This is a genomic window from Mycobacterium syngnathidarum (genome assembly GCF_001942625.1).
Classification (GTDB): Bacteria; Actinomycetota; Actinomycetes; order Mycobacteriales; family Mycobacteriaceae; genus Mycobacterium; species Mycobacterium syngnathidarum.
The window spans coordinates 230,385-252,327 of record NZ_MLCL01000086.1 but is presented as its reverse complement, the minus strand read 5'-3'; the positions used below and the strand labels follow the sequence as shown (position 1 = coordinate 252,327).

The following is a 21,943-nucleotide window of genomic DNA, read 5'->3' as shown; positions in this document are numbered from 1 at the left end:
CTCGCTCACCACGTCGGTGGCATACGTCACCGAAGAGATAGTCGCTCCGGCCCGATGCCGAGTTCCCGGGCGGCATCGAATAATGTCGAGGACCGTGACTACCGAACGCGGCGAGGACCACGTTACGCGGCTGGCCTTCGCCGCCGGCCGCGGTGATTCAGCGGCGCTCGAGCAATTCGTCCGGGCCACCCAGACCGACGTCTGGCGAACCGTCGCCTACCTCGGTGATGCCGGTTCCGCCGATGACCTCACACAAGAGACGTTCATGCGCGCCATCACGGCGCTGCCCCGGTTCAGTGGCCGATCGTCCGCCCGCACCTGGCTGCTGTCGATCGCCCGGCGTGTGGTGGTGGACCAGATCCGGCACAAGCAGAGCCGGCCGCGGACCCAGCACGGAGTGGATGTCGAGCAGGTCCTCGAGAGCTACCGCCCGGTCGGTGGGTTCGAGAAGATGGTGGAGATCCGCCTCCTGCTGGACGGCCTGGACCCCGACCGGCGGCATGCCCTGCTGCTGACCCAGGTGCTGGGCTTGTCCTATGCCGAGGCGGCCGAGGTGTGCGGCTGCCCGGTCGGCACGATCCGTTCCCGGGTGGCACGCGCCCGCGAGGATCTGATTGCCGCAACCGAGCGCGACGATCTGACCGGTTAGCGCAGCCGCTGCTGCCGGCGGTCTTGCCGCCATCCCAGGGCGACGTCGACCGCGACGAAGATGACCAGGCTGGCTCCCAGCAACGGAACGAACCAGCCGACGGCGGCCGCCACGACGACCACTGCCACCGCGAGGGCCGGTGGCAGATCGGTGAGGACCCCGCGACGCGGCGCCCTGCCCACCGGGCGCCGGCCGACGGTGGGCCGACGCTGCCACCACATCCGGTACCCACGCACGATCACCGTGGCCAACGCCAGCGCCAGCCCCAGCAGCAGGAGCTGGTTGGCCAACCCGAACAGCAGCCCCATATGCAGCTGGATGCCCCACGCGGAAAGCTTTGCCGCCAAAGGCCAATCGGCGAACCACGAGGTATCGGTCACCGTGGCCGTGGCCCCGTCGACGGCCACCGCGTTGTTCGACATCACCCACGGTTGGCGGGTCTGCGCCACCACGAACGCAGTGCCGGCGCGCGCGGGAATGCTGACCTCGACCTTGCCTGCGACACCGGCATCGCGAGCTGCCTTCAGCACCCGATCGATGTCGAGCACCGACGAGGCCTCGCCCGTACCGGCCGCAGTCGCATCCACGGCGCTGTGATGCCCGTGGTGGCCGGGCGTGGGGCCGGCCTTGCCGGCTCCAGGTGTGCTGTCGATCGCGGTCGACACGGTCGGGGTCGTCCAGTCCAACGCCGTCCGCAGATCGGTGATGTTGTCACCGGCGAACCGTGACCACGTGAGTCCGGTCGCCGACAGGAACAGGAGCCCGACGGCGATCCACATCCCCACCGCCCCATGCCAGTTCACGGTCCGGGCCCGGCCCCGGCTCGAGCGGTCGAGCGTCAGCAGTCTGGCGTTCGCATTTTCGTGCCGTGCGGCGCGCCGGAATCTTCCCCACCACAGGAACACCCCGGCCAGCGCGATCACCCACAGCCACGACGCCGCGAGTTCGCTGTACAGGCGCCCGGGCTCACCGAGATGCAGGCTGCGGTGCAACTGATCGACCCAGGTTCGCAGTGGGAGCGCACCGCTGCTGCCGTACACCGTCAGCTCGCCTTGTGCGGACGCCGTCACGGGATTGATGAACACGGTGTGGCGTTCGGACTCACCCAACGACGGATCGTCGAACATCACCCGGGTGGTTTCACCGGGACCGGTCGCGGGACGCACCGCGGTGACCGTCAGGTCGGGACGCTGTGCCTGGGCGGCCCGAACCTGTTCGGTGACCGCCAGCATGTCGCCGGTGCTGTGGGTCTGAAGCTGATCTCGATAGGCGAATTGCTCGATGGTGGGTGCGATGGCGTACAGGCCACCGCTGATCGCAGCGATCAGCAGGAACGGCCCGACGAAGAGCCCTGCATAGAAATGCAGCCGCTGCAGGAATGCGCGGTAGTGCGTGGCTGCCACCGGGGGCGAAGGCGGCGACTCCGGCGTCGCGCTCGCATCGGTGGCTGTCGACGGGTTCTCGCCCATGGCTCCTCAGTGATCGAACGGTCCTCGATAAGAGTGGTCGTTCGCGCCGCCTCGACGGTTCCCGAAAGATGTTCGGCTGTTTCAGCCGCCCATGTGCCCGACGGTGATCCAGCGGATCGCCCTCGCCACCATCGACGGGCTTTTCTGGGCCGGCGAGTCCGGTGAGGATTGGTCGTCGTTGCCGGCGGCGCGCTCTTCGGCGTGGTAGCCGGCCTGCTCAACGGCCTCACAGAGGTCGGCGACGGTGATGTCCTGGCGGGCTTCGATGGTCGCGATCTTGCTGGAAATGTCGACCGAAGCGTGTACTCCGTCGATTTTGTTCAGCTTGCTCTCGACCCGGCGTGAACACGCTCCGCAGGACATACCGGTCACGTCGAGTCGGATCTGCCTGGCACTGTGTGCCGTTAGGTCTGTCACTGCCATACCTCACTGTCTGGTGCTGTCTTGTTGATTGGTCGTCGTGCGACCACATCCAGTTCCCGCCTGTTCCGGACAGATCAGCGCCGACAACGACGGCGGAGGCGCGACGAGCTCGCCGACGGCGCGCACCGGAAGCGGGAGGACTGGAAACTCGGCCAGGTATTCCGCATAGGAGCGTCCCCCGAGCCGACGTCCCAAACCGATCCAGGCGTCGATCACCGACCACCGCCGCGCATTGGCCTTCGCCCAATCACTCTCATCCAGACGGCGCTTCCAGTCCTCGATGCCGACCCGGTTGTCGGCGACCGCGCCGAGCACTTCCTGATACGCCACTGTCCGGCCCCGCAACACCTCGATCCCGCAACCGAGTTCGCCGGGGCCGCCGAACTCCGGCAATCGGCGCAGAATGCTGTCGGCCGCCGCGCGTCCGATGGTCACCTCTTCGGTCAGTTCCACTGCCGGACAGCAATTCAGCGACCGGCAGGCATCGACAATCGACACCAAGATGTCGGCAGACCGCCGTAGCTGGTCGGGGGTGCCCAGGACCCGGGGCAGGCGTACGACCGTGAAGTCGAGCTCCCGGTCGGCACGGCACACCGCCAATTCGCCGAGGGCTTTGGAGGCCGCATACGGGTATGGGGCCTGACGTGGGTCGACCACTTCTGGCGCGATGACATCCCCACTGACGACATACGTCGAGAGGTGCACCATCCTGGTGCCGGAAGCCGCGCACGCCTGCGCCATGGCGGCCACCATTTCCACATTGGCTGAACGGATTTCGCGATACGGGACCACCACGTTGGTGTTGCCGATGCAGTTGACGAGGGTCCGGGCTCCGGTTTCCCGGATCAGCGCGCTCAGCTCGACCGGCCCGAACCCGGGGACGAGACGCTCGATCCGCACCCCCGGCGTGTTCCGGAGCTCCGTCCAGACCGGGTCGACGGGCGGCACCGACCTCATGGCCAACACCACATCCGGGCGTTGTGCACCATCACCGGTCAGGATCGCCTCCGCGAACCCGGATCCCAGGACCCCCGACGCACCTACCACCAGAATCGGTCCGGCATCTCGGGTAGCCAAGGGTCGCTTCGGGGTCACCGCCGCGCGTGGGCTCGGCGTGGTCAGCACGCTGACGTCACGTTCGATCTCCGCTGCGGTGCCGTTGTCCATCCACCCGTCGCTCGTCGCCACGTCATCCACGAGGTTCGCCGCGGTATCGGCACCGATCAGGTCCAGAATCGACACCTGCCGGCCGAGATATCTGCGCGTATCGGGCAGGATTCGGACGAGGTCCAGCGAGCCGATACCTTCGTGCAGCAGAGACGTGGCCGGTGTGATCACCCGGCCGAGGTGGGTGCTCCACATTCCGGCGAGGCCGGCCGCGCGATCTTCGCCTCCGGGGCCCGTCCTTTGTCCCGGCCCGGAACCGAGCGATGTTGTCAGTCTTGCGGTGTCGGTCTTCCCATTGGGCTTTCTGGGGATGTTCGCCACACCCGAAACGACGAACGACGGGACCCGCGAATCCACCAGGACATTGCTGATGCGTGCTGCCGTATCGAGATCTTCGTGACCACCACGAGTCCGCTGGGTCTCGAACCAGACCCCCAATCCGCCGTTGTGCAGCTCGACGGCGACGTCGACCACAGCCGGGTCTGCTGCCGCGCGTCGAGTGATCGCGGCGGTGTCTACCCGCTTGCCGGCGATCTTGACGATGGCGTCCTTACGGCCCGCGAAGATCGGGTGCCCGGCACCGTCCATCGTCACCCGGTCGGCAGTCGCAAACGCGCGCTGCCGTCGACCGTCGGCTGTGGTGACCAGCCCGAAACCGGTACTGTCCGCATCCAGGTAGCCGTCGGACACCATGTCCCCCACCACCACGACTTCGCCGAATGCGATCACCACCGTGTCCGGCACCAGCGGCCTGCCCAGCCGAAGGCGCGCACCGTGTTCCACCACCCGTCCGCGATCGATGATCGGTAGGTAGGTCACCACGACAGTGGTCTCTGTCGGGCCATAGCTCGACACCAACGAGATGTTCTCGGTGCCAACGGTATCGACCCACTTGTCGACGGCACCGGGACGCACGGGCTCTCCACCGATCACGATCTGCCGCACCTGAGAGCGCCCGACGCGGGTGACCGCGTCGACGTCCTCGCACCACAGATGCCACACCGCGGTGGGCAGATCCACCACAGTCGCGCCGGATGCCACCAGGTCCCCGGCAAGCGCCTGCAGATCACCGGTTTTCACTGCCGTCGAGCGGGTCAGCGCGGCCCCGCTGAAGGCGGCGCCGAAGACTTCTTCGACGCTGATGTCGGATGTCAGCGGCGCGCATTGAAGGACGGTGTCGTCCGGTCCCCAGCCATAGGCCCGGACCATGCCGACACAGAACGCCGCAAGCGAGCCATGGGTGACGTGCACGAGTTTTGGTTCTCCGGTCGATCCGGACGTGGGCATCACGTAGGCGGTCCTGCCCCGAAGCTGCGGGTCAGCCACCGTTTGTTCGACACGAACATCCACCAGACGCCGATGGTGCGCGCCGAGGCTTCGCGGGATGTTCGCCGACTCGACATCGACGGTGTGTACTGAGATGCCGTTGTCGGGTTCCTTGATTCGTTGGGCCCGCACCGTCACCTGATCATCGCGGTCGCAGACGCTGTAGCCACAGCCCGCCAGATGGCAGGCGATCAAGAGCGCGATCGTCTTGTCGGAGCCGTCGTCGGTGAACACCACCACATCGCCTGGTGCCACGTTGATTTCAACGAGCCACGCGATCCAGGAATCGACGTGAGGACGGCGACGACATTGCGCGACGGATTCGGGCCGATCGACAAACCACGCGCGAGCCACTGGGTCCTCGGGGTCGCGCTTCACCGGAACAGCGCCCAAGGAACCGTCATCGGCGATCGCGCACCATTCACCGACGGTCATCGCGATCGGGGAATCCCACATGCTCACCATGGATTTCAGGGCCCCCGCGACGCGGCCCGCCATGCCGGTGCTGTTCTGCCGCGACAGATCAGGTCGGTTCCAGATGTTTACGGTGAGCGCGCGCCGTTGCCCGTCGAGCACAGCCGCCACGGTCGTACCCTCGACCGGGCCGATATTCGACGTCACGGGCGCCTCGTCCAAGAACGGCACGAGCTCGGGCGCACAGGGTTCACGCAGAAAATTGAGCGTCAAGGTCTGCACGGAGGTGGTCCGATTGATCGCCAGATACATTCGGCGGTAACGCTCTTCACGCAACCAGCGGCGACGACCGGCCTTGACATAACCCCGATCCACCCCGCGCACCACCTCTGCCACTGATGCGTACGGTGAGAACCGGACCGGCTGCGCCATCGAATTGACCAGGCACGTCGCGGCGCCGAGGTCGGGGTCACCGAAGCGGTTGTCGACCGCATGTACCAGCAGGCGCTCGGTGGTGCGATGAATGCTCGCGTCCACCGCCAATGCCGCCGCCGCGACGAGCACGTTGAGCGGGACGTTCTCGCGGCCGGCCAGATCTACGATCTGTTCGTAATCTTCGCCGAGGATCACGGCGGACTCGATGAGAGTGCCCTGTGCGACCGTCGGCTGCGCGTCGGCGGCGGGATGTCCGTGTCCGCCCTCCTCGGCCGCCGCGGTGAGTTCTGTCTGCACCACAGAGGCGAGCCGCTCGAGTGATTCGTCGACGCGGTACGCCTCGCGACGGTGCGCGGTCGCGACGGCGGCCAGGCCGTCGTGGGCACAGGGGGTCTCGCCCGAGCCACCGCCCACGAGGAACCGACCCAAATGGGCTTCGATGACACTGATCGCGCCCCCGTCGAGCAGGATGTGGTGGGCTTGGGCGTCGAGGCCACACACCAGGCCACCGGCGTCGACATAAACGGTGTAGCGCACCAACGGTTTTGCGAGAAGCCCTGATTCCCACTCCTCGGCCAGCTCTGCCCGGTCCTCGTCACCGAACAGCTGCACGATGTCATCGATGTCGAGTCGGGCTACCAGACCGGGGCGACCACCGGGCTCCGACGGCGCCTCCAGAACGCACAATTGAATGGGCGTGGCGAGGATGGTCTTCCGCAAAGCGGCCAGGAATTCTGTCTGCGCCAGCGGCCGGAACCGGTAGCGCCTGCCGATCAGATACAACTGGGGGTCGTCGTGTGCAGACACGCCGTTGTAGATGTTCTGCTGTGACCGGCTCAGCGTAATAGTTTGGGTATCAGGGGCTTCAGGCAGAATGACCCACCTCTTCCAACTCCCGGACCCAGCCCGCGACGGACAAGTTGTCCGCCAACCGCCGCGGCAATTCCGATTCCCGATCGATGCCGAGTTGCTTCATTAGCAGCACGAATCGAACCGAATCCAGCCCGAGGTCCCTCAGGTCTGTCGCATCTCCGTCGAGGAAATCCGACTCGTCGACATAGAGCACCTCCGAGAGCGCAGCCAGGATTCGGTTCCGCAGCGTCTCAGCCACTGGTTGCTGCACCCAGCGACGTCCGCATGATCTTGCCGGACCGGGTTCGTGGGATCTGCTGCACGAACCCGATGGTCGACGGCCTGGCCATCGGCTCCGACTCTTGCCGGAAGCGCGCGGCAATCGCGTGTTGGAGCTTCCTGGCTGCTGATTCATCCAGCGTGGTCGAGGCGACCACGGCCAGCCCCACCAGCGCACCGAACTCCTCGTCGGGGATCTCGTAGCAGGCGGCTTCCCGTACACCGACCACGCCCTCAGCGATTCGGTCGACCTCGTCGGGCGCGATGTTCACACCACCGGAAATGATCATCTCTGACGACCTGCCCCGGATGTAGAAGAAGCCGTCGTCATGACGGTCGAGAAGGTCTCCGGTGTTCACCCATCCATCCACCAGGACTTCGGCAGTCCGCTCGGGATTTCCCCAATACCCGAGCATGTTCGCCGGCGATTTTATCCACAGTGTGCCTGACGCGGCTGAATTCGCACCGGAACGTGTTGGTGGGCCGCTGCCGTTGCCATCCAGATGGACCTCCACGCCGGGATACGGCCGGCCCACCGCACCGGCTTCGATTCTCGAGATCGACCCGGAGTCTGTGGGCAGACACAGTGCGGTACAGCCCGTTTCGCTGAGTCCATAGACCTGCGCAGTACGGACACCCGCGGACTCGACAAATCTGACATCGGCGGCGACTGCGCGGGATCCGCCATAACCCACCATGCGCAGAGACGGCGGGACCGGCTTTCCAGTCGACTGAAGTTCGTTCACCACCCGGGTCAGCAGAGTGGGGACCAGGCATGTCGTCGCGACGTCATTGGCACTGAGGATCTCCGCGACGGACGATGTCGTCTCGCCGCCGGTGATGCACAATCCGCCTTGCATCAGGCAGTTGAGGATCCACCACAGTCCGCCGATGTGGGTCGCGGGCAGCGGTGAGTAGGTTGTCTCGCCGACGACCCAATCGACCCAGGTCAATTTCTCGTGCTGAAGAATGTCGGCAACCGAGTAGAACGTTCGATTGGGCAGCAGGACAGCTTTCGGCTGGCCTGTGGTGCCGCTGGTGAAGATCATCGCCAGCGGATCGTCCGCACCCCCAACAGGTAAGGCGGGCAATGGATCTGATGTCGAATCGCCGGTGCGGTCGGCAGAGCCATCACCGATCTCAACCGTGAAGGCAGGAATCGACCGGAGCGCCTCCGAGAGCTCAGCGGTGTGCAGCCGGCAAGTCGGTGCCACCAGAATTGCAGCGGGAGTGGTGATCTCCCCGAAGCGGTTCATGGTCGCAGCGGGCATCCCGCCGTCGACCATGACTGCGATGGCCCCGACTCTCGCGCAGGCCAACACCGCCAGATAGGTCTCGGGACCGTTGTCCGATATGACGAGGACACGGCTTCCTCGAGTGACCGACTGGGAGCCGAGATCGGCTGCCAGCCTGTCCGCTTCGGCCATGAGATCTCGGTACAGAACGACGCTGGATCCGTCACAGCGACGTAGAGCGATCGCCCCGGGACGCTGCCTCGCGGTCGCGCCGATGCGTTCCAGCACTGTGAATGGCGGGTGTGCCATAGGTGTGAAGCCGTTCTCTTCTACCGATGTCAGGGGATGTTGAGTGCTGCCAGTTCGACTTCACCGGATGCGGACCCACCGTCCTCATCCCAGAATTCGACCGTGCAGGGAATCTTGAGATACCGAATCGTCCGATCGATGACCTCGAAGTCCTTGCACAGCAATCGTGCCGAGAACTTGTGGGACTTGATCGGGCGCTTGAACCGTGATGTCGTGGTCTTGATCAGCATGCTGGGGAGTTGATAATTGAAGTAGTCCTCGATCGACCAGCCCCGGAATTCGGGTATCACCTCGTTGAGGATCGCCGGTGCGAACGCGCTGTAGGCGAGTTGGTTGAAGCACAGGACCCATTCGGCGGCGTTGAAGTGCCCGGTGTCGCGAATGTATGCGGGCTCTTTGATGCTGAAGTTCCCGAGCGCCGACACAGAGTTCGCGGTGGCCTCGTACTCCGCGTCGAGCAGATAGCGGCACCCTTTGTAGGAGTACGGCTCCAGCACCTTCACCAGCAGATCTTCGGGAATCGGCGCCATCTGTGTGACGCCGTCCCCACTGGTCGCGACAGACAGCATCTCGGCGGTGCTCATGGTCATACCCCATATCCCGGTGTCGTGAGGCCGTCCAGCATGGTCAGCCGATGAGTCGTCAACGTGCCCGGCGTGGTGCCGTGTTTCGCCCGGTGCATCAGAACCCGGTTGTCCCACAACACAACATCGCCGACCTCATAGTGTTGGGTGTGGATGAACGGCGATGTGAAATCCGGGTCGAGTTGTCCGGTGGCAGTCATGAGTTGTCGCAGCACGGCAGGATCCAGCGCGTTCCCGCGCCCGTCCTCGATCTTGGTGGTGCCTGACGCGCAGATGTAGAGGATTTCCTGACCGGTCTTCGGGTGCCTGATCACCGTCGGCCATTTGATCGGAGGCGTGGTCCTGGATACCTCGTCCCAGACCTCACCGATCGGCTTGTAGACGTCGTGTGGGCGAATCTTGATGTGACGCCGCGGGTCATGGGTCGCGAACGTACCCCGGACCGGCTCCCGTACGGTCTCTGGAAGGGCCTCCCACACCTTGTTGAGGTCGATGAAGTATGTCCCGCGGTCGCTTCCGGGCACTGCCAGCGGTACCACCATCGAAAATGCGAACGGTTCCGGCATGAACATGTAGTCGATGTGCCAGAAGGCCCCGGTACGAGGCACGCCGTGCCCTTCCTCTGTCGAAGAGACGAAGATTTCCGGGTGGTCTTTGTGGTGGTAGATCGGCTCGTAGTACGTCACAACATCGCCGACGATGCGCCCCAGCCGGAGAAATTCGTCGGGAGCCGGATGGACGTCTTTCAGAACGACCAGCTTGTGCTGATAGACGATCTCCCGGATCTCTTTCCGCGTGATGTCGTCGAGATTCTTGGGGTCGATTCCCGTGACTTGCGCCCCGAGCCCCTCCCCTTTCACATTCAGCGTCATGACCTCTCCTCGTGCGGCACTGCGCTGCGCCGTTGTGCGACTGAAGCATTGGTCGATTCAAATTGGTTGAAAGTTCCCGCTATCCACGTCGCTCATCTGAATCGCACATCCAGGTACCGGGAAGCATCGGGACTGATTCCCCGGCACCGGCACGCCCATGCCGGACCATTCCAGCGGCAGACGCACTCGTGGCGACCGGCGCAGCCCCGGAGAAACCAAGGATGGTGGTGGCCCCCGTGTCGCTCGGCGACGGGGATCGATTCAGGTCCGCGTCGTCGATGGTGGCGTCCGCGCCGTCGGTAGAGACCAGAAACTCGTACCGGTAGCTTCGGGCATGGTCTGGTCTGCGGCCCGTCTTTCTTCGACGGTTGCGAGCGACAACAGCCGCTCTTGCCGCGGCAACGGTGCCGAGGATATCTGCCATGCCATCAGGGGTTTTCGCGTCCGATCTCGGTCCCGATGCCACCGCGGGCGGATCCAGACCGGGGACGGCGTAGCCGGCCGACGGTGAGGAAGCCGAGCTCGTTGCACTACTGCCCGCGGGCGTGCCAGAGCCCAAACCCCCGGCCTGTGACACCGGGCTGGATACTCCCGACGGGCCCAATGCCGTGCCGGTGCCGAAAGTCGAGGCGACGCGGTGGTCGGTGTCGACCTGGACGGGAACGGCTGCCATACCCGACGGTGGCCCCTTGGGCTGCAGGAGCGCCAATGCGCTCAGCGCGCTGAGGGCACTGAGCGCAGGCGCCAAGAATGGCAACAGGAGCAGCGAATACGAGGCGTAGTACGGGTACCAGAGCATGTCGTACAGCACCAGCGCGATGGCGGCGAGTATGGCGGCCTCCGCCGGGTTGAACCCCAGTTGCCCGAACAGCTGTTGAAACGTCTCGAGGAGTTGTGCTGGATTGCCGGCACCCGATATGAGGTCGGAGATCAGCCGCCAGATATCGCTGGGTGGTTGACTGCCCGGGGTTGAGCTCGACGTGTTCTGTTGCCCGCTTTGCCCTTCGCCTCCCGGCGCCAGGATCGAGGGCGCCGGCTGTGGCGTCGGCGTCGCCGCGGAGGCACTCACCGCGGCCCCCTGGTAGGCCATCATCACCTCGGCGGCTTGCAGCCACATCCGCACGTAGTCGGCTTCGTTGAGCGCGATCGGTATGGTGTTGACACCGAAGAAGTTGGTGGCCACGAGCACACCGTGAGTGACGTGGTTGGCGGCGAGTTCGACCAGGGTGGGCATGCTCGCCAGAGCACTGACATATGCGGCTGCGACGGTCTCGTGCTGTGCGGCTGTGACGGCACTGTCGGCTGACGCCTTTTCCAGCCAAGCCAGGTAGGGGCCATGGGCAGCCACGTACTGTGCTGCGCTGGGCCCTTCCCAGCTGCTTGCCTGCACGTCAGTCAGGATCTGTGTGAGTTCGGCTGCCACCGAACTGTATTGAATACTCAGCGCTTCCCACTGAGCGGCTGCGGCAAGAAGAGATCCAGGCCCCGGCCCCGTGCTCAGCTGCGCAGAATGTACCTCTGGGGGTACCGCCAGCCAGTACGGGACGGTCACGTCATCACCTCCTCGCATGAGCATCGACGGGCACCGCGCGGACGGGCATACGTCGCCCTGTCTTAGTGCTGGTCGGTCACGGTCGCCAGAAAGTTCCCGGTGTGGCCAAGGTGATGCCTGAACCGGGGCAACGACTCTCGGTGCCGGCGTGCGGGTGCGGCGGGAATCGGCTGACAGGTACGGTCGTGCCATGCCAGTCGTCGACGCCCGTCATCTGACCGCGATATCCGAAACCGCGCTGTTGACTCTGCACCAGAGAGCCACCGAGGCGGCCCGGCCCGACGGAATCATCGAGGACCCGCTGGCGGTCACGTTGCGCGACAGCCTCGGCTACGACTACCGCCGTTTCGGCCGGACCCACCAGGCCACCGCCCTGCGGGCCGTCGCGTTCGACAATGCCACCGGCCGCTATCTGCAGATGCAGCCGCGGGCCAGCGTGGTCGCCCTGGCCGAGGGATTGCAGACCAGCTTCTGGCGCCTTGACAACGGCGAGATCAACTGGCTTTCAGTTGATCTGGAGCCTGTCGTACAGATTCGCGAGCAGTTGCTTCCGACCTCGGGCCGACTGCGCCACCTGGCGCAGTCGGCACTGGATCACTCGTGGATGGATGAGGTAGATGCCACCAACGGTGTGCTGATCACCGCCGAGGGTCTGTTTCAGTATCTGGAGCACGACGCGGTGTTGGACCTCATTGCCGCCTGCGCCGCCAGGTTCCCCGGCGGGCAGCTGATCTTCGACAGCGTCCCGCGCATTCTGAGCTGGTACTCGCAACGCCGCGGCATCCGGCTCAGCAGGCACTACACCGCACCGCCGATGCCGTTTTCGTTCACTGCCGACCGCTACGACGAGTTGCGCGCTATTCCAGGGGTTCTCGCGGTGCACGAACTTGACATGCCGACGGGCAGGGGCCGGGTCTTGTCGCGTGTAGCCGCACTCGTGTATCGGTCGCCTTCGCTACAACGTTTCCGCGCACCGACCAACGTCGTCGACTTCGGCTGACGCCCAGGAACCACAGCCGCCTTAGCCGACACCGATCAGCGCGGCCCGCGCCAACACCTCTTCGGCTTTCTTCACGTGTGCGGCGTCGACGAGTACCCCCTCGACGCCGACAGCGCCGCGGCCCGCCGCCTCGGCCTCCCGGTACGCCGCGACGTTGCGTTGTGCAAGCGCGATCTCCTCGGCGGTAGGCGCGAAGACCTCATTGGCAATCGGGACCTGACTGGGATGGATGGCCCATTTGCCGGTATACCCGTACAGCGATGATCGGCGCGCTTCTGCCTCGTAGCCCGCGACATCCGCGTAGTCCGGGTAGGGCGAGTCGATGGCGTCGATGCCGGCGATCCGCGCCGCGACCATGATCTTGTTGCGGGCGTATGCCCAGAAGTCACCCGGATACTCACCCATCGGCACGAAGTTGGTGTCCACCCGCGCCCCCTGGGACAACGAGAAGTCTCCGACGCCGAAGATCACCGCGTCCAAGCGCGGACTTGCCCGCACGATCTCCTCGGCGTTGGCCAGCCCCTCGACCTCCTCGATCAGCACCTCCAGCCGAATCTTGCGGTCGAGTCCGAGTTTTTCTTCCAGCTGGGTAAGCAGCACGTCGACCCACCAGACATCTTTGGCGGTGCGCGCTTTGGGGATCACGACGGTGTCGAGTCGGGAACCAGCGTGGGTGACGACGTCGATGATGTCGTCGTGGCACCACGGCGTGTCGAGACCGTTGATCCGGACTGCCCGCGCAGTCCGTCCCCAGTCGAGTTCGGTCAGCGCCCGAATGGCCTTGGCACGGGATTCCACCTTGAGCCCTACCGGGGTGGCGTCCTCGAGGTCGAGGAACACCAGGTCAGCACCGCAGGTGACTCCCTTGACGAACATGTGGTCGTTGCAGGCGGGGAGGGCGAGCTCAGAGCGGCGAACGAGGTTTGTCATCGTATTTGTATTCCTTTGCATCACTGAGTGTTACAGCACGCCACTGGCGCGCAGATCATCGATTTCCTCAGCTGTGAGGCCAAGCAGCTGGTGGTAGACCTCGGCGTTGTGTTCACCGAGGCGGGGGCCCAGCGAGTCCACCTTCCCGGCGTCGCCCGAGAACCGCGGGACCGGTGCCTGCACCGTCATCGCGCCGAGCTCGCTGTCGGACACCGAGACGAACACTTCGCGGTGGCGCAGTTGTTCGTCGTCCACCAGTTGAGTGATGTCGTAGACAGGTGCCGCGGCCACCTCGGCGGCATCGAGCACCGCCATCGCCTCCGACAAGGTGTGCGCGGCAACCCATTCCGCCACCACCGCATCGACCTCGGCCGCACGCGCCAGCCGGCGTTGCGGATCGGAGAAATCGGCATCGGACACCAGATCGTCGCGTCCAATGGCCCGAAACACCCTCAGCGCCAACGCCGGTGAGCTGCCGGACATCGCCAGCCAGCGTCCGTCGGAGGTTTGATAGGTGTTGCGGGGAGCTGAGATGTCCCAGCGATTGCCGGCCCGGCGCGCAACGATACCCAGCTGGTCATACCCCAGCAGGTTCTGTTCCAGTAATCGCGCCAACGGGTCGATCAGATTGATGTCGATCAACTGCCCGCCGGCCCCGTGCACGTCGCGGTGATAGAGCGCCATCATCACGGCATAGGCGGCGTTGAGCGAGGCCACCCCATCGGCCAGCATGAACGGTGGCAGCGTCGGCGGCCCCTCCGCATCGCCTGTCACGTGGGCGAACCCGCTCATCGCCTCACCCAGCGTCCCGAACCCTGGCCGCGCACTCTTGGGTCCGGTCAGCCCGTAACCGGTGATGTGCAGCATCACGATGCGGTCGTTGAGGGCCCGCAACGACTCGTAGTCCAAGCCCCATTTGGCCAGCGTCTGCGGCCGGGTGTTGACGATGACGACATCCGACTTCTCGACCAGCCGCCGAACCAGGTCCTGCCCTTCGGCCACCCGCAGGTTCGCAGTGACGGATTTCTTGTTGCGGGACACCGACTTCCACATCAGCCCGACGCCGTCGCGCTGGTTGCCCCAGGTTCGGATCGGATCCCCCTGACCAGGCTGCTCGACCTTGATGACGTCGGCGCCGAACTCACCGAGATAGGTGGCGGCCAAGGGCGCTGCGGCCAGCGTGGCCAGGTCGAGCACCCGGATGCCGCTGAGCATGCCGACCATCTACGAGGCCGAACTGGCGAAGCTGGGAGCCGGGCGGTCCAGCCCGAGATGATCGCGCAAAGTGGTTCCGGTGTAGGAGGTACGGAACAAACCACGGTGCTGCAACTCAGGCACCACCATCCGCACGAAGTCCTCGTAGGCCCCCGGGGAATGCGTTGCAGCCATGACAAATCCGTCACAGGCACCGCTGGTGAACCACTCCTCCATCTGGTCGGCCACCTGCCTGCCGGTACCGACGAAGCGGGGGCCTTGCAGCAGAGTGGCACGGTGCCCCGCCAGGTCGCGCACTGTCACCGTGTCCCCACCGATATGGCTGCGCAGGTTCTGCACCAGTCCCCGGATTCCCGAAACCGAGGCGATGAGCTCATCGGTGACCGGATCGTCGAGGTCGTGCTGAGCGAAGTCGTAGTTCATCAGCTCCGAGAGCAGGGTCAGGGAGGCCATCGGGTCCACCAGATCGTTGAGGAACATGTCTTCGCGTTCTTTGGCATGAGACTCGCTCTCCCCCACCACGGCATAGGCCATCGGGCAGATCCGCACCGAAGCCGGATCGCGGCCGGCATCGGCGATGCGCGCCTTCTGATCCAGATAGTGCGACCGTGCCACATCGATGCCGGGATCACCGGTGAAGATGAGATCAGCCCAACGCGAGGCGAATTCACGGCCACGCCCCGACGATCCGGCCTGGAGAATGACGGGTCGGCCCTGCGGCGTGCGCGGCACGGTCAGCGGGCCACGCGACGAGAAGTATTGACCGACATGGCCGAGCTCATGAACCTTGCTGGGGTCGGCGTACTGCCCGGAAGCTCGATTGTGCTGAATCGCGTCGTCCTCCCAGGTGTCCCAGAGGCCGGCGACCACGTCGAGAAACTCATCGGCGCGGTTGTAGCGCTCGTCATGTCCAAGGTGGGTGTCCAGGCCGAAATTCTGCGCCTCGCTGTCGTTGACCGAAGTGACCACGTTCCAGGCCGCGCGGCCGCGGGAAAGGTGATCCAGGGTCGCGAAGGTTCGGGCCACATGGAACGGCGCGTAGTAGGTGGTCGAGTACGTGGCGCCGAGGCCGATGTGCGAGGTGGTCTGCGCCAGCACTCCGAGGATGACGCTCAGGTCGAGCTTGACCGGGCGGGCCCCGTAACGCACGGCCTCCGCCACCGAACCCCCGTAGATCCCAGGCATGGCCAGCCGGTCATCGAAGAACATCAGGTCGAAGCAACCCTCCTCGAGCTGGCGGCCGATCTTCGCGTAGTACGACGCGTCGAGGTAGCTGTGTTCGGTCGCGGGGTGGCGCCACGAGCCGGCGTACACCGAAGTGCTTCCTGCCTGCATGAACGCCACGAGAGACATCTGATCGGTACGCATGATTGGAATCTAACATCTGATATATTAGATATCAAGGATACCGTACGTCATACAGGTACGCTGCACGGATGACGTCGCCGTTGGACATCGCGGGCACCGTGCGCGAACGCGCGGCGCGCGAACTGCGCGACCGCATCATCACCGGCACTTTGGCCCCGGGAAGCCGCATCGACCTGGACGCCATCACCGAAGAGTTCGCGACCAGTCGCACACCGGTCCGCGAAGCTCTCCTGGAACTCTCGTTCGAAGGGCTGGTGCGGGTCGCTCCCCGCAGCGGGATCACCGTCATCGGCGTCAACTCGGACGACGTCACCGACAGCTTCACCATCCTCGGCGTCCTCACCGGCCAGGCCGCCGCCTGGGCTGCCGAGCGGATCACCGCCGACGAACTCGGCCGGTTGCGCGAACTCGCAGCCGATGTCGCGCAGCGGTCAGGCGAGGACAGCATCGGCGAGGCCAACTGGCTGTTCCATCAGGAGATCCACCGGGCCGCGCACTCCCCCCGGTTGCTGACCCAGATCAGGCAGGCCGCGCGGGTGGTGCCGTCCAACTTCCTGACCGTGTTTCCCGAGCATGAGGAGCACTCGCTCGACGAACATGAGGAGCTGCTGGATGCCTTGGAGGCCAAGAACGCCGAGGCTGCCCGGGCCATCGCCGAACGCCACGTCCTGGAGGCCGGGCGCTCGTTGGCGGCCTGGCTGGATGCTCAGGCCGCCACGAGCTGACCGCTATCGCCCGCGAACCTCGGCGGCCGCGGCGACCAGGTGCTTGAGCGACTCGGTCACCTCGTCGGTGGTACGGGTCTTCAAGCCGCAATCCGGGTTGACCCAGAGTCGTTCGGCCGGAACCGCATCGAGTGCCTCCCGCAACGATGTGGCGATCTCCTCGACTCCGGGGACCCTCGGCGAGTGGATGTCGTACACACCCGGGCCGACGCTGTTGGAGAACCCCACAGCGTTCAGATCGCCGAGCACTTCCATGTGCGACCTAGCCGCTTCGATCGAGGTGACGTCGGCATCGAGATCCGCGATCGCGCCGATCACCTCGCCGAACTCCGAATAACAGAGATGGGTGTGGATCTGCGTCGAATCCTCCACTCCGGAGGTGGACAACCGGAACGCGTCCACCGCCCAGTTCAGGTATGCCGCTTTGTCTTTCGAGCGCAACGGCAGCAGCTCGCGCAGAGCCGGCTCGTCGACCTGGATGATCGCGATGCCGGCAGACTGCAGATCGACGGTCTCGTCCCGAATCGCCAGGGCCACCTGCGCAGCCGTATCCGCCAACGGCTGATCATCGCGGACGAACGACCAGGCCAGGATGGTGACAGGACCGGTGAGCATGCCCTTGACGGGCTTGTCCGTGAGTGACTGCGCGTACATGATCCACTCCACCGTCATCGGCTTCGGCCGCGTCACGTCCCCGTAGAGGATCGGCGGTCGCACGCAGCGGCTGCCATAGGACTGCACCCAGCCGTTCTGTGTGGCGAAGAACCCGTCGAGCTGCTCGGCGAAGTACTGCACCATGTCGTTGCGCTCGGGTTCACCGTGCACCAGCACGTCCAGGCCCAGCTGCTCCTGCAGCTTGATCACCTCGGCGATCTCGGCCTTCATCCTGCGCTCGTACTCCGCGGCGGCGATCTTGCCCGACCTGAGGTCGGCACGGGCGATGCGAATGGCCGAGGTTTGCGGGTATGACCCGATCGTGGTGGTGGGCAGAGCAGGCAGCTTCAGCCGGTCCTGCTGTGCAGCGCGACGGTGATCGGCCGATCCACGCTTGGCGCCCGAGGCGACGATCGCCGAGATCCGTTCCCGGACTCGGCTGTTGTTCAGTCGCGGATCGGATTTGCGCGACTCGATGGCCGCATGGGACGCAGCGATCTCCGCCGAGATGGCGTCGCGTCCGTCCTTGAGACCACGTGCCAGCGCCACCACTTCAGTGACCTTCTCGAAACCGAAGGCCAGCCAGCTGCGCAGCGCCGGGTCGAGGTCGTCCTCGGCATCGAGGGCGTAGGGCACATGCAGTGTCGAGCACGACGTAGAAACGACGATCGCCGCGGCCGCTTCCCGCAGCGCGGACAAGGTGCCCAGAGCGGCCTCCAGGTCGGTGCGCCAGATGTTGCGCCCGTCGACCACACCCGCCACCAGGAGCTTGTCCGCGAGCTCCGGCACTGCGCCCAGGGCAGCACCAGTTCCCGCAACCAGATCGACGCCGATGGCCTCGACCGGCGTGCGCGCCAGCGCGGGCAGCGCATCGCTCAGCTCACCGAAGTAGGTTGCGACGAAGACGGAAGGTCTCTTGGCCAGTCCACCGAGACGGTTGTAGGTCCGCTCGGCGAGTTCGGCCGCATTGTCGACGATGTCGGTCACCAACACCGGCTCGTCGAGCTGGACCCACTCGATTCCCCTATCTGCCAGCAATCCCAGCAGTTCGGAATAGACATCGATGAGATCATCGAGGCGAGCCAGTGGCGCGTCCGCACCGTCGACGGCCTTCGACAGCGTCAGAAAGGTGATGGGGCCGACAACCACCGGTCGCGCCGTAATCCCCTGTGCACGTGCCTCTTCCAACTCCCCCAACACCTTGTCCGGGTTGAGGGTAAAGGTGGCCTCTGGCCCGATCTCCGGCACGATGTAGTGGTAGTTCGTGTCGAACCACTTGGTCATCTCCAGCGGCGCGATGTCATCGTTGCCTCGCGCCGCGGCAAAATAGCGGTCCAAGTCGTCGGGCACATCGGCCACCCTGGGCGGCAGTGCGCCGACAAGAACTGCGGTGTCGAGCATCTGGTCGTAGTACGAGAAGGTGTTGACCGGGACCGAGTCCAGCCCGGCTGCGACCAGCGACGCCCACGTGTCGCGACGCAGGCCGGCGGCCACGGATTCGAGTTCGTCGCGATCGATGCGGCCGGCCCAGTACTTCTCTACGGCGCGTTTGAGTTCGCGATTCGGTCCGATCCGGGGCGATCCGAGGATGGTGGAGGTGAAGGGTACTGCGGTTGTGCTCATGACGACGTCCTTCGACATACGGGGATGGCCACCGCCAGGAGACATCGAACCGAACGCAGCCATCCACCACGAGTGAACCGCATTCGGCCACTGCCCATTCCGCGAGGCGATGAACCACCGGGCGCGGCGCGCCCGGTACGGCTGGCAGGTCTTCGGACTCACAGGCACGCACGTGGACCGTGCACCTACTGGCCGTCGCTTCCCAGCCGCAGATCCCTGCGTGCCAGTGCTGATGACGGCGGTCGTTCCTGCATACCGCTGCGGGACAGTCCCGGATTCTCACCGGGTTCCCTCTCACGTCGCATCTCAGTCAGCCTGCGGCGCTCGATGTCGGCACTGCAAACACCCCGGTACCGACAAACCAGCTGCGCGCCTCAGACTACCCGCCGCACTGCCGCGGGTACCGGTCAGCGCGCCATCGCGGCCTTGATCTTGTCCACCACCTCAGCGGCCTGGGTCACCGAGGACCCTCCCGGCTTACACGCTTGTATATCCATCACAAGGTTGGCGGCCACCGCCAGCGCACGCTGGCAGGCGCGGGTCTGGTCCCCGTCAGTACGGGTGAACGGCAAGATGAGTTCCGAATCCGTCTCGGTCAGATCGCCGCTGCGCCACCTGGGCAGCGGCCTCCCGTTGAGCGTGATGTTCACATTGTGGTTGGTGCAGTTCGACCAGCGATCGGCCGACTGATCGAGAAAGCCGGCGGCTTCTTGTGTCGAAGGGAAGATCACCACCGACTGCACCAGCAGGTTGTCCCAGTTGTCCCTGTCGGGGCCGCGTAGCAGCACCTGGCGCATGGCGGTCCAACGGTCGCCGTAGATGGCGGACTCGTTCACCTGCCACGCGCCCAGGCAGTTCAGATTGGGCAGCAGGTTGCGATGGTCGCTCATCTCGGTGACCGGCGGATGTGCCACCATCCCAACGGTCGTCATCATGGCGTTGACCTGACCGGTGGTGAGCAGCAGCCTCTCGAGGGCCGACTTGGGCACTTCTTCCGGCGGCCCCTGAGCCTTGTCGCCGTTGTCGGCACAGCTGGTGGCCGGCAGCACGAGCATGATCAACGAAAACACAACGCGGAGCATGGTAGTCCTCTGCTTACAGCACGGTGTGACCACGCGCATCAGGCGTGGGTTCCCGCTGCGGCGCAAGCCATCTGCGCATTGGTGGCATCGTTGTTGAGTTGGGTGGCGGTGTCATTGAGCGACTGACCGCCGCTGCGCAGCCCCATCTTCAAGAGCAGCTTGGTGGCGCCGAAGGACCATGCCCGCATGGGGTTTGCGATATCGGGCGGCAGTCCCGGCGTGCCGGCAGCGTTCAGTGCCGACGCGGCCGCTTCGCGCAGCGCGGTCCGACCGCTCGTGTTCGTCGTGCTGATGGTCGGATCCCGGTAGTCGGGCCGCTCCACACCCTCGATCGAATCAGCGAAGTCGCCGTAGAACGTCGACGCCGAATCGAGCGCGTCGGCGAACGTCGAGCAGGCCGCAACCGCAGGTACACCGGGGTCATCGGTGCCGGCGACCGGCACCGGTACCGGACCGGCGGCCGGCACCGGGGGCAACTCGGGCAGCACGGGGCCGGGAGCACCGGCCTCATCACCAGGTTCGGCGACAGCCATCGGCGTGGCAGCGAAACCGATGCTGAAGGCAACGATCAGCGATACCAGCCCTCGCTGGTACACCTGAAACGACCTCAACGATTCCTCCTTCAGTCGGTGGCAGTTCCGGCGCTTTCGCCGTACCTCCGAGTCACCACACCGTTGAGGGTTCACATGTCCAGAAAGTGAACAGCCTGCCAATCTGCCCCCTCCACACGTCGTCCATCGCGTGCCGCTGGCGCCCCGCTTTCCTCAATTGTGGAATGCGCTGCAGCACAGGGGATTTCCCAGCAACTTCACAGCTGAGCGAACCCCCAGCCGGACGGGAATGCGGCGGCGACTGTTGGGGCATTGTTCACCGAACCGAAACGCAATAGGTTCATGATTCGTCGCGACAGATTCCTTGGCCCCGTTGGGTTCTGGCGACCACGACGTGTCGCAGGACGACAGGGGCCAGTCCCACGAGAGGCGCAAGTTCACGCATGTTCAGTCGTTTTGCCCCCCTGGCTGCAGTCTGCATGTTGGCCCCCGTAGGGATTGCGCCCCTTGCATCCGCAGATCCGCCGCCGGACCCGGCCGCAGCTGCAGCGGCCGCCGCGCCGGCACCGCCCCCACCGGATACCGGCGCGGTGCCGTCTTCTCCTCCCGGCGTCTTGGACACCCCGGATGGCTGGCACGTGACAGTGGCAGGCTCCAACGAGACCCTGCTGCCGGTCGCGCCGCTGACCACCGCGGTGTCATCCCGGGAATACCTTGTCGGCGGCACCTTCACCGGGAAAGTCTCGGGCGGCGGCAAGACCAAGCTCACCGGCGGCACACTGGAGGCCGGCGCCCAGATCGGCTGCGGCATCGTCAGCGACGAAACCGAGATAAACCCCGGCCTCAGCTTCTCGCCGGGCATCAAGATTCCGTTCACCGGCTCCGCCGGCGACGCCAGCCTCGGCACCGGAATCAGCTTGCAGGGCAAGGTGTACCTGAAGCCGGGCACCGTCACCATCGTTCCGATCGACAAGAAGTCGTTCAAGGGCACCGGCACCCGCGTCACCATCACGGGTGTCCGCATCAAGTTCGATCAGTGCGCCGGCCAGTCGTTCATCCGCACCTACGCGACGCTGACCAGCTCAACCGACAACACCGATGACGTCATCACCTACCTCGGTGTCACCAAGGTCGTCTGACCCTCCTCCGAAAACACACCGACCATGATCCGCACTGATCACCACGCCGATCCCTCGGATTCGAACCCCACGAGAGGCACAAGTTCCCAC

Annotated in this window: 18 protein-coding genes and 1 riboswitch; of the genes, 4 read left to right on the top strand and 14 right to left on the bottom strand. The window is 65.2% G+C overall.

The window, feature by feature from the left end; all coding sequences use genetic code 11:
* Nucleotides 1-82: 82 nt before the first annotated feature.
* On the top strand, nucleotides 83-649 hold the full coding sequence (sigC, locus tag BKG60_RS25310; RefSeq protein WP_070943517.1) for an RNA polymerase sigma factor SigC: 567 nt from the start codon (nucleotides 83-85) through the stop codon (nucleotides 647-649).
* Here sigC and BKG60_RS25305 read toward each other — a convergent pair.
* The 8 genes from BKG60_RS25305 to BKG60_RS25270 form a co-directional block, all read right to left on the bottom strand.
* On the bottom strand, nucleotides 646-2,118 hold the full coding sequence (locus BKG60_RS25305; protein WP_070943518.1) for a PepSY-associated TM helix domain-containing protein: 1,473 nt from the start codon (nucleotides 2,116-2,118) through the stop codon (nucleotides 646-648). The two genes, sigC and BKG60_RS25305, sit on opposite strands and share 4 nt — an antisense overlap.
* A gap of 81 nt (nucleotides 2,119-2,199) precedes the next feature.
* Nucleotides 2,200-2,535, bottom strand: a complete 336-nt coding sequence (locus BKG60_RS25300) for a heavy-metal-associated domain-containing protein (protein ID WP_234998233.1) — start codon at nucleotides 2,533-2,535, stop codon at nucleotides 2,200-2,202.
* 9 nt (nucleotides 2,536-2,544) lie between these two features.
* Nucleotides 2,545-6,759: an AMP-binding protein gene (locus BKG60_RS25295; protein WP_070943519.1), complete on the bottom strand. Its 4,215-nt coding sequence runs from the start codon at nucleotides 6,757-6,759 to the stop codon at nucleotides 2,545-2,547.
* Entirely contained in the window at nucleotides 6,749-6,982 is a 234-nt protein-coding gene (locus BKG60_RS25290) for an acyl carrier protein (RefSeq protein WP_083284068.1), read from the bottom strand. Before BKG60_RS25290 ends, BKG60_RS25295 begins: the two co-directional genes overlap by 11 nt.
* Before the next feature lie 4 nt (nucleotides 6,983-6,986).
* Nucleotides 6,987-8,558: a fatty acid--CoA ligase FadD10 gene (fadD10, locus tag BKG60_RS25285; RefSeq protein WP_070185868.1), complete on the bottom strand. Its 1,572-nt coding sequence runs from the start codon at nucleotides 8,556-8,558 to the stop codon at nucleotides 6,987-6,989.
* 29 nt (nucleotides 8,559-8,587) lie between these two features.
* On the bottom strand, nucleotides 8,588-9,142 hold the full coding sequence (locus BKG60_RS25280) for an FcoT family thioesterase (protein WP_070185867.1): 555 nt from the start codon (nucleotides 9,140-9,142) through the stop codon (nucleotides 8,588-8,590).
* A 2-nt stretch (nucleotides 9,143-9,144) separates the two neighbouring features.
* Nucleotides 9,145-10,014 carry a (3R)-3-[(carboxymethyl)amino]fatty acid oxygenase/decarboxylase gene (gene scoE, locus BKG60_RS25275; RefSeq protein ID WP_070185866.1) on the bottom strand — a complete coding sequence of 290 codons (870 nt, stop codon included), beginning with the start codon at nucleotides 10,012-10,014 and terminating at the stop codon, nucleotides 9,145-9,147.
* A gap of 79 nt (nucleotides 10,015-10,093) precedes the next feature.
* On the bottom strand, nucleotides 10,094-11,566 hold the full coding sequence (locus BKG60_RS25270; RefSeq protein ID WP_070943520.1) for a PPE domain-containing protein: 1,473 nt from the start codon (nucleotides 11,564-11,566) through the stop codon (nucleotides 10,094-10,096).
* Between the two features lie 190 nt (nucleotides 11,567-11,756).
* Here BKG60_RS25270 and BKG60_RS25265 point away from each other — a divergent pair, with 190 nt between their 5' ends.
* Nucleotides 11,757-12,566 carry a class I SAM-dependent methyltransferase gene (locus tag BKG60_RS25265; RefSeq protein WP_070943521.1) on the top strand — a complete coding sequence of 270 codons (810 nt, stop codon included), beginning with the start codon at nucleotides 11,757-11,759 and terminating at the stop codon, nucleotides 12,564-12,566.
* Nucleotides 12,567-12,587: 21 nt separating this feature from the next.
* On the opposite strand, the gene BKG60_RS25260 is transcribed toward BKG60_RS25265, so the two are convergent.
* From BKG60_RS25260 to BKG60_RS25250, 3 genes are read right to left on the bottom strand one after another with little or no spacing between them, the layout of a single operon-like run.
* Nucleotides 12,588-13,496 carry an HpcH/HpaI aldolase/citrate lyase family protein gene (locus BKG60_RS25260; protein WP_070943522.1) on the bottom strand — a complete coding sequence of 303 codons (909 nt, stop codon included), beginning with the start codon at nucleotides 13,494-13,496 and terminating at the stop codon, nucleotides 12,588-12,590.
* Nucleotides 13,497-13,526: 30 nt separating this feature from the next.
* On the bottom strand, nucleotides 13,527-14,711 hold the full coding sequence (locus BKG60_RS25255) for a CaiB/BaiF CoA transferase family protein (RefSeq protein WP_070185909.1): 1,185 nt from the start codon (nucleotides 14,709-14,711) through the stop codon (nucleotides 13,527-13,529).
* 9 nt (nucleotides 14,712-14,720) lie between these two features.
* Nucleotides 14,721-16,079 (bottom strand): LLM class flavin-dependent oxidoreductase, encoded by a 1,359-nt coding sequence (locus BKG60_RS25250; protein ID WP_070185862.1) that lies wholly within the window; start codon nucleotides 16,077-16,079, stop codon nucleotides 14,721-14,723.
* Between the two features lie 68 nt (nucleotides 16,080-16,147).
* Between BKG60_RS25250 and BKG60_RS25245 the strand changes: the two genes are divergently transcribed.
* Nucleotides 16,148-16,804 carry a GntR family transcriptional regulator gene (locus tag BKG60_RS25245; RefSeq protein WP_070185861.1) on the top strand — a complete coding sequence of 219 codons (657 nt, stop codon included), beginning with the start codon at nucleotides 16,148-16,150 and terminating at the stop codon, nucleotides 16,802-16,804.
* A 3-nt stretch (nucleotides 16,805-16,807) separates the two neighbouring features.
* Here the strand turns inward: BKG60_RS25245 and metE are convergent, their stop codons facing one another.
* From metE to BKG60_RS25230, 3 genes are all read right to left on the bottom strand, one after another.
* Nucleotides 16,808-19,081 (bottom strand): 5-methyltetrahydropteroyltriglutamate--homocysteine S-methyltransferase, encoded by a 2,274-nt coding sequence (gene metE, locus BKG60_RS25240; protein ID WP_165617716.1) that lies wholly within the window; start codon nucleotides 19,079-19,081, stop codon nucleotides 16,808-16,810.
* 126 nt (nucleotides 19,082-19,207) lie between these two features.
* Nucleotides 19,208-19,415: riboswitch (cobalamin riboswitch) on the bottom strand.
* Nucleotides 19,416-19,488: 73 nt separating this feature from the next.
* On the bottom strand, nucleotides 19,489-20,151 hold the full coding sequence (locus BKG60_RS25235; protein ID WP_239251586.1) for a sensor domain-containing protein: 663 nt from the start codon (nucleotides 20,149-20,151) through the stop codon (nucleotides 19,489-19,491).
* 50 nt (nucleotides 20,152-20,201) lie between these two features.
* Entirely contained in the window at nucleotides 20,202-20,774 is a 573-nt protein-coding gene (locus BKG60_RS25230; RefSeq protein ID WP_234998229.1) for a hypothetical protein, read from the bottom strand.
* Between the two features lie 383 nt (nucleotides 20,775-21,157).
* Between BKG60_RS25230 and BKG60_RS25225 the strand changes: the two genes are divergently transcribed.
* Nucleotides 21,158-21,853 (top strand): MspA family porin, encoded by a 696-nt coding sequence (locus BKG60_RS25225; protein WP_070943524.1) that lies wholly within the window; start codon nucleotides 21,158-21,160, stop codon nucleotides 21,851-21,853.
* Nucleotides 21,854-21,943: the final 90 nt, after the last annotated feature.

Coding starts and splice junctions, on each gene's coding strand:
- BKG60_RS25265 (WP_070943521.1), top strand. CDS start 11,757: ATGCCAGTCGTCGACGCCCGTCATCTGACCGCGATATCCGAAACCGCG.
- BKG60_RS25305 (WP_070943518.1), bottom strand. CDS start 2,118: ATGGGCGAGAACCCGTCGACAGCCACCGATGCGAGCGCGACGCCGGAG.
- sigC (WP_070943517.1), top strand. CDS start 83: ATGTCGAGGACCGTGACTACCGAACGCGGCGAGGACCACGTTACGCGG.
- BKG60_RS25280 (WP_070185867.1), bottom strand. CDS start 9,142: ATGAGCACCGCCGAGATGCTGTCTGTCGCGACCAGTGGGGACGGCGTC.
- fadD10 (WP_070185868.1), bottom strand. CDS start 8,558: ATGGCACACCCGCCATTCACAGTGCTGGAACGCATCGGCGCGACCGCG.
- BKG60_RS25260 (WP_070943522.1), bottom strand. CDS start 13,496: ATGACAAACCTCGTTCGCCGCTCTGAGCTCGCCCTCCCCGCCTGCAAC.
- BKG60_RS25225 (WP_070943524.1), top strand. CDS start 21,158: ATGTTCAGTCGTTTTGCCCCCCTGGCTGCAGTCTGCATGTTGGCCCCC.
- metE (WP_165617716.1), bottom strand. CDS start 19,081: ATGAGCACAACCGCAGTACCCTTCACCTCCACCATCCTCGGATCGCCC.
- BKG60_RS25245 (WP_070185861.1), top strand. CDS start 16,148: ATGACGTCGCCGTTGGACATCGCGGGCACCGTGCGCGAACGCGCGGCG.
- scoE (WP_070185866.1), bottom strand. CDS start 10,014: ATGACGCTGAATGTGAAAGGGGAGGGGCTCGGGGCGCAAGTCACGGGA.
- BKG60_RS25255 (WP_070185909.1), bottom strand. CDS start 14,711: ATGCTCAGCGGCATCCGGGTGCTCGACCTGGCCACGCTGGCCGCAGCG.
- BKG60_RS25250 (WP_070185862.1), bottom strand. CDS start 16,079: ATGCGTACCGATCAGATGTCTCTCGTGGCGTTCATGCAGGCAGGAAGC.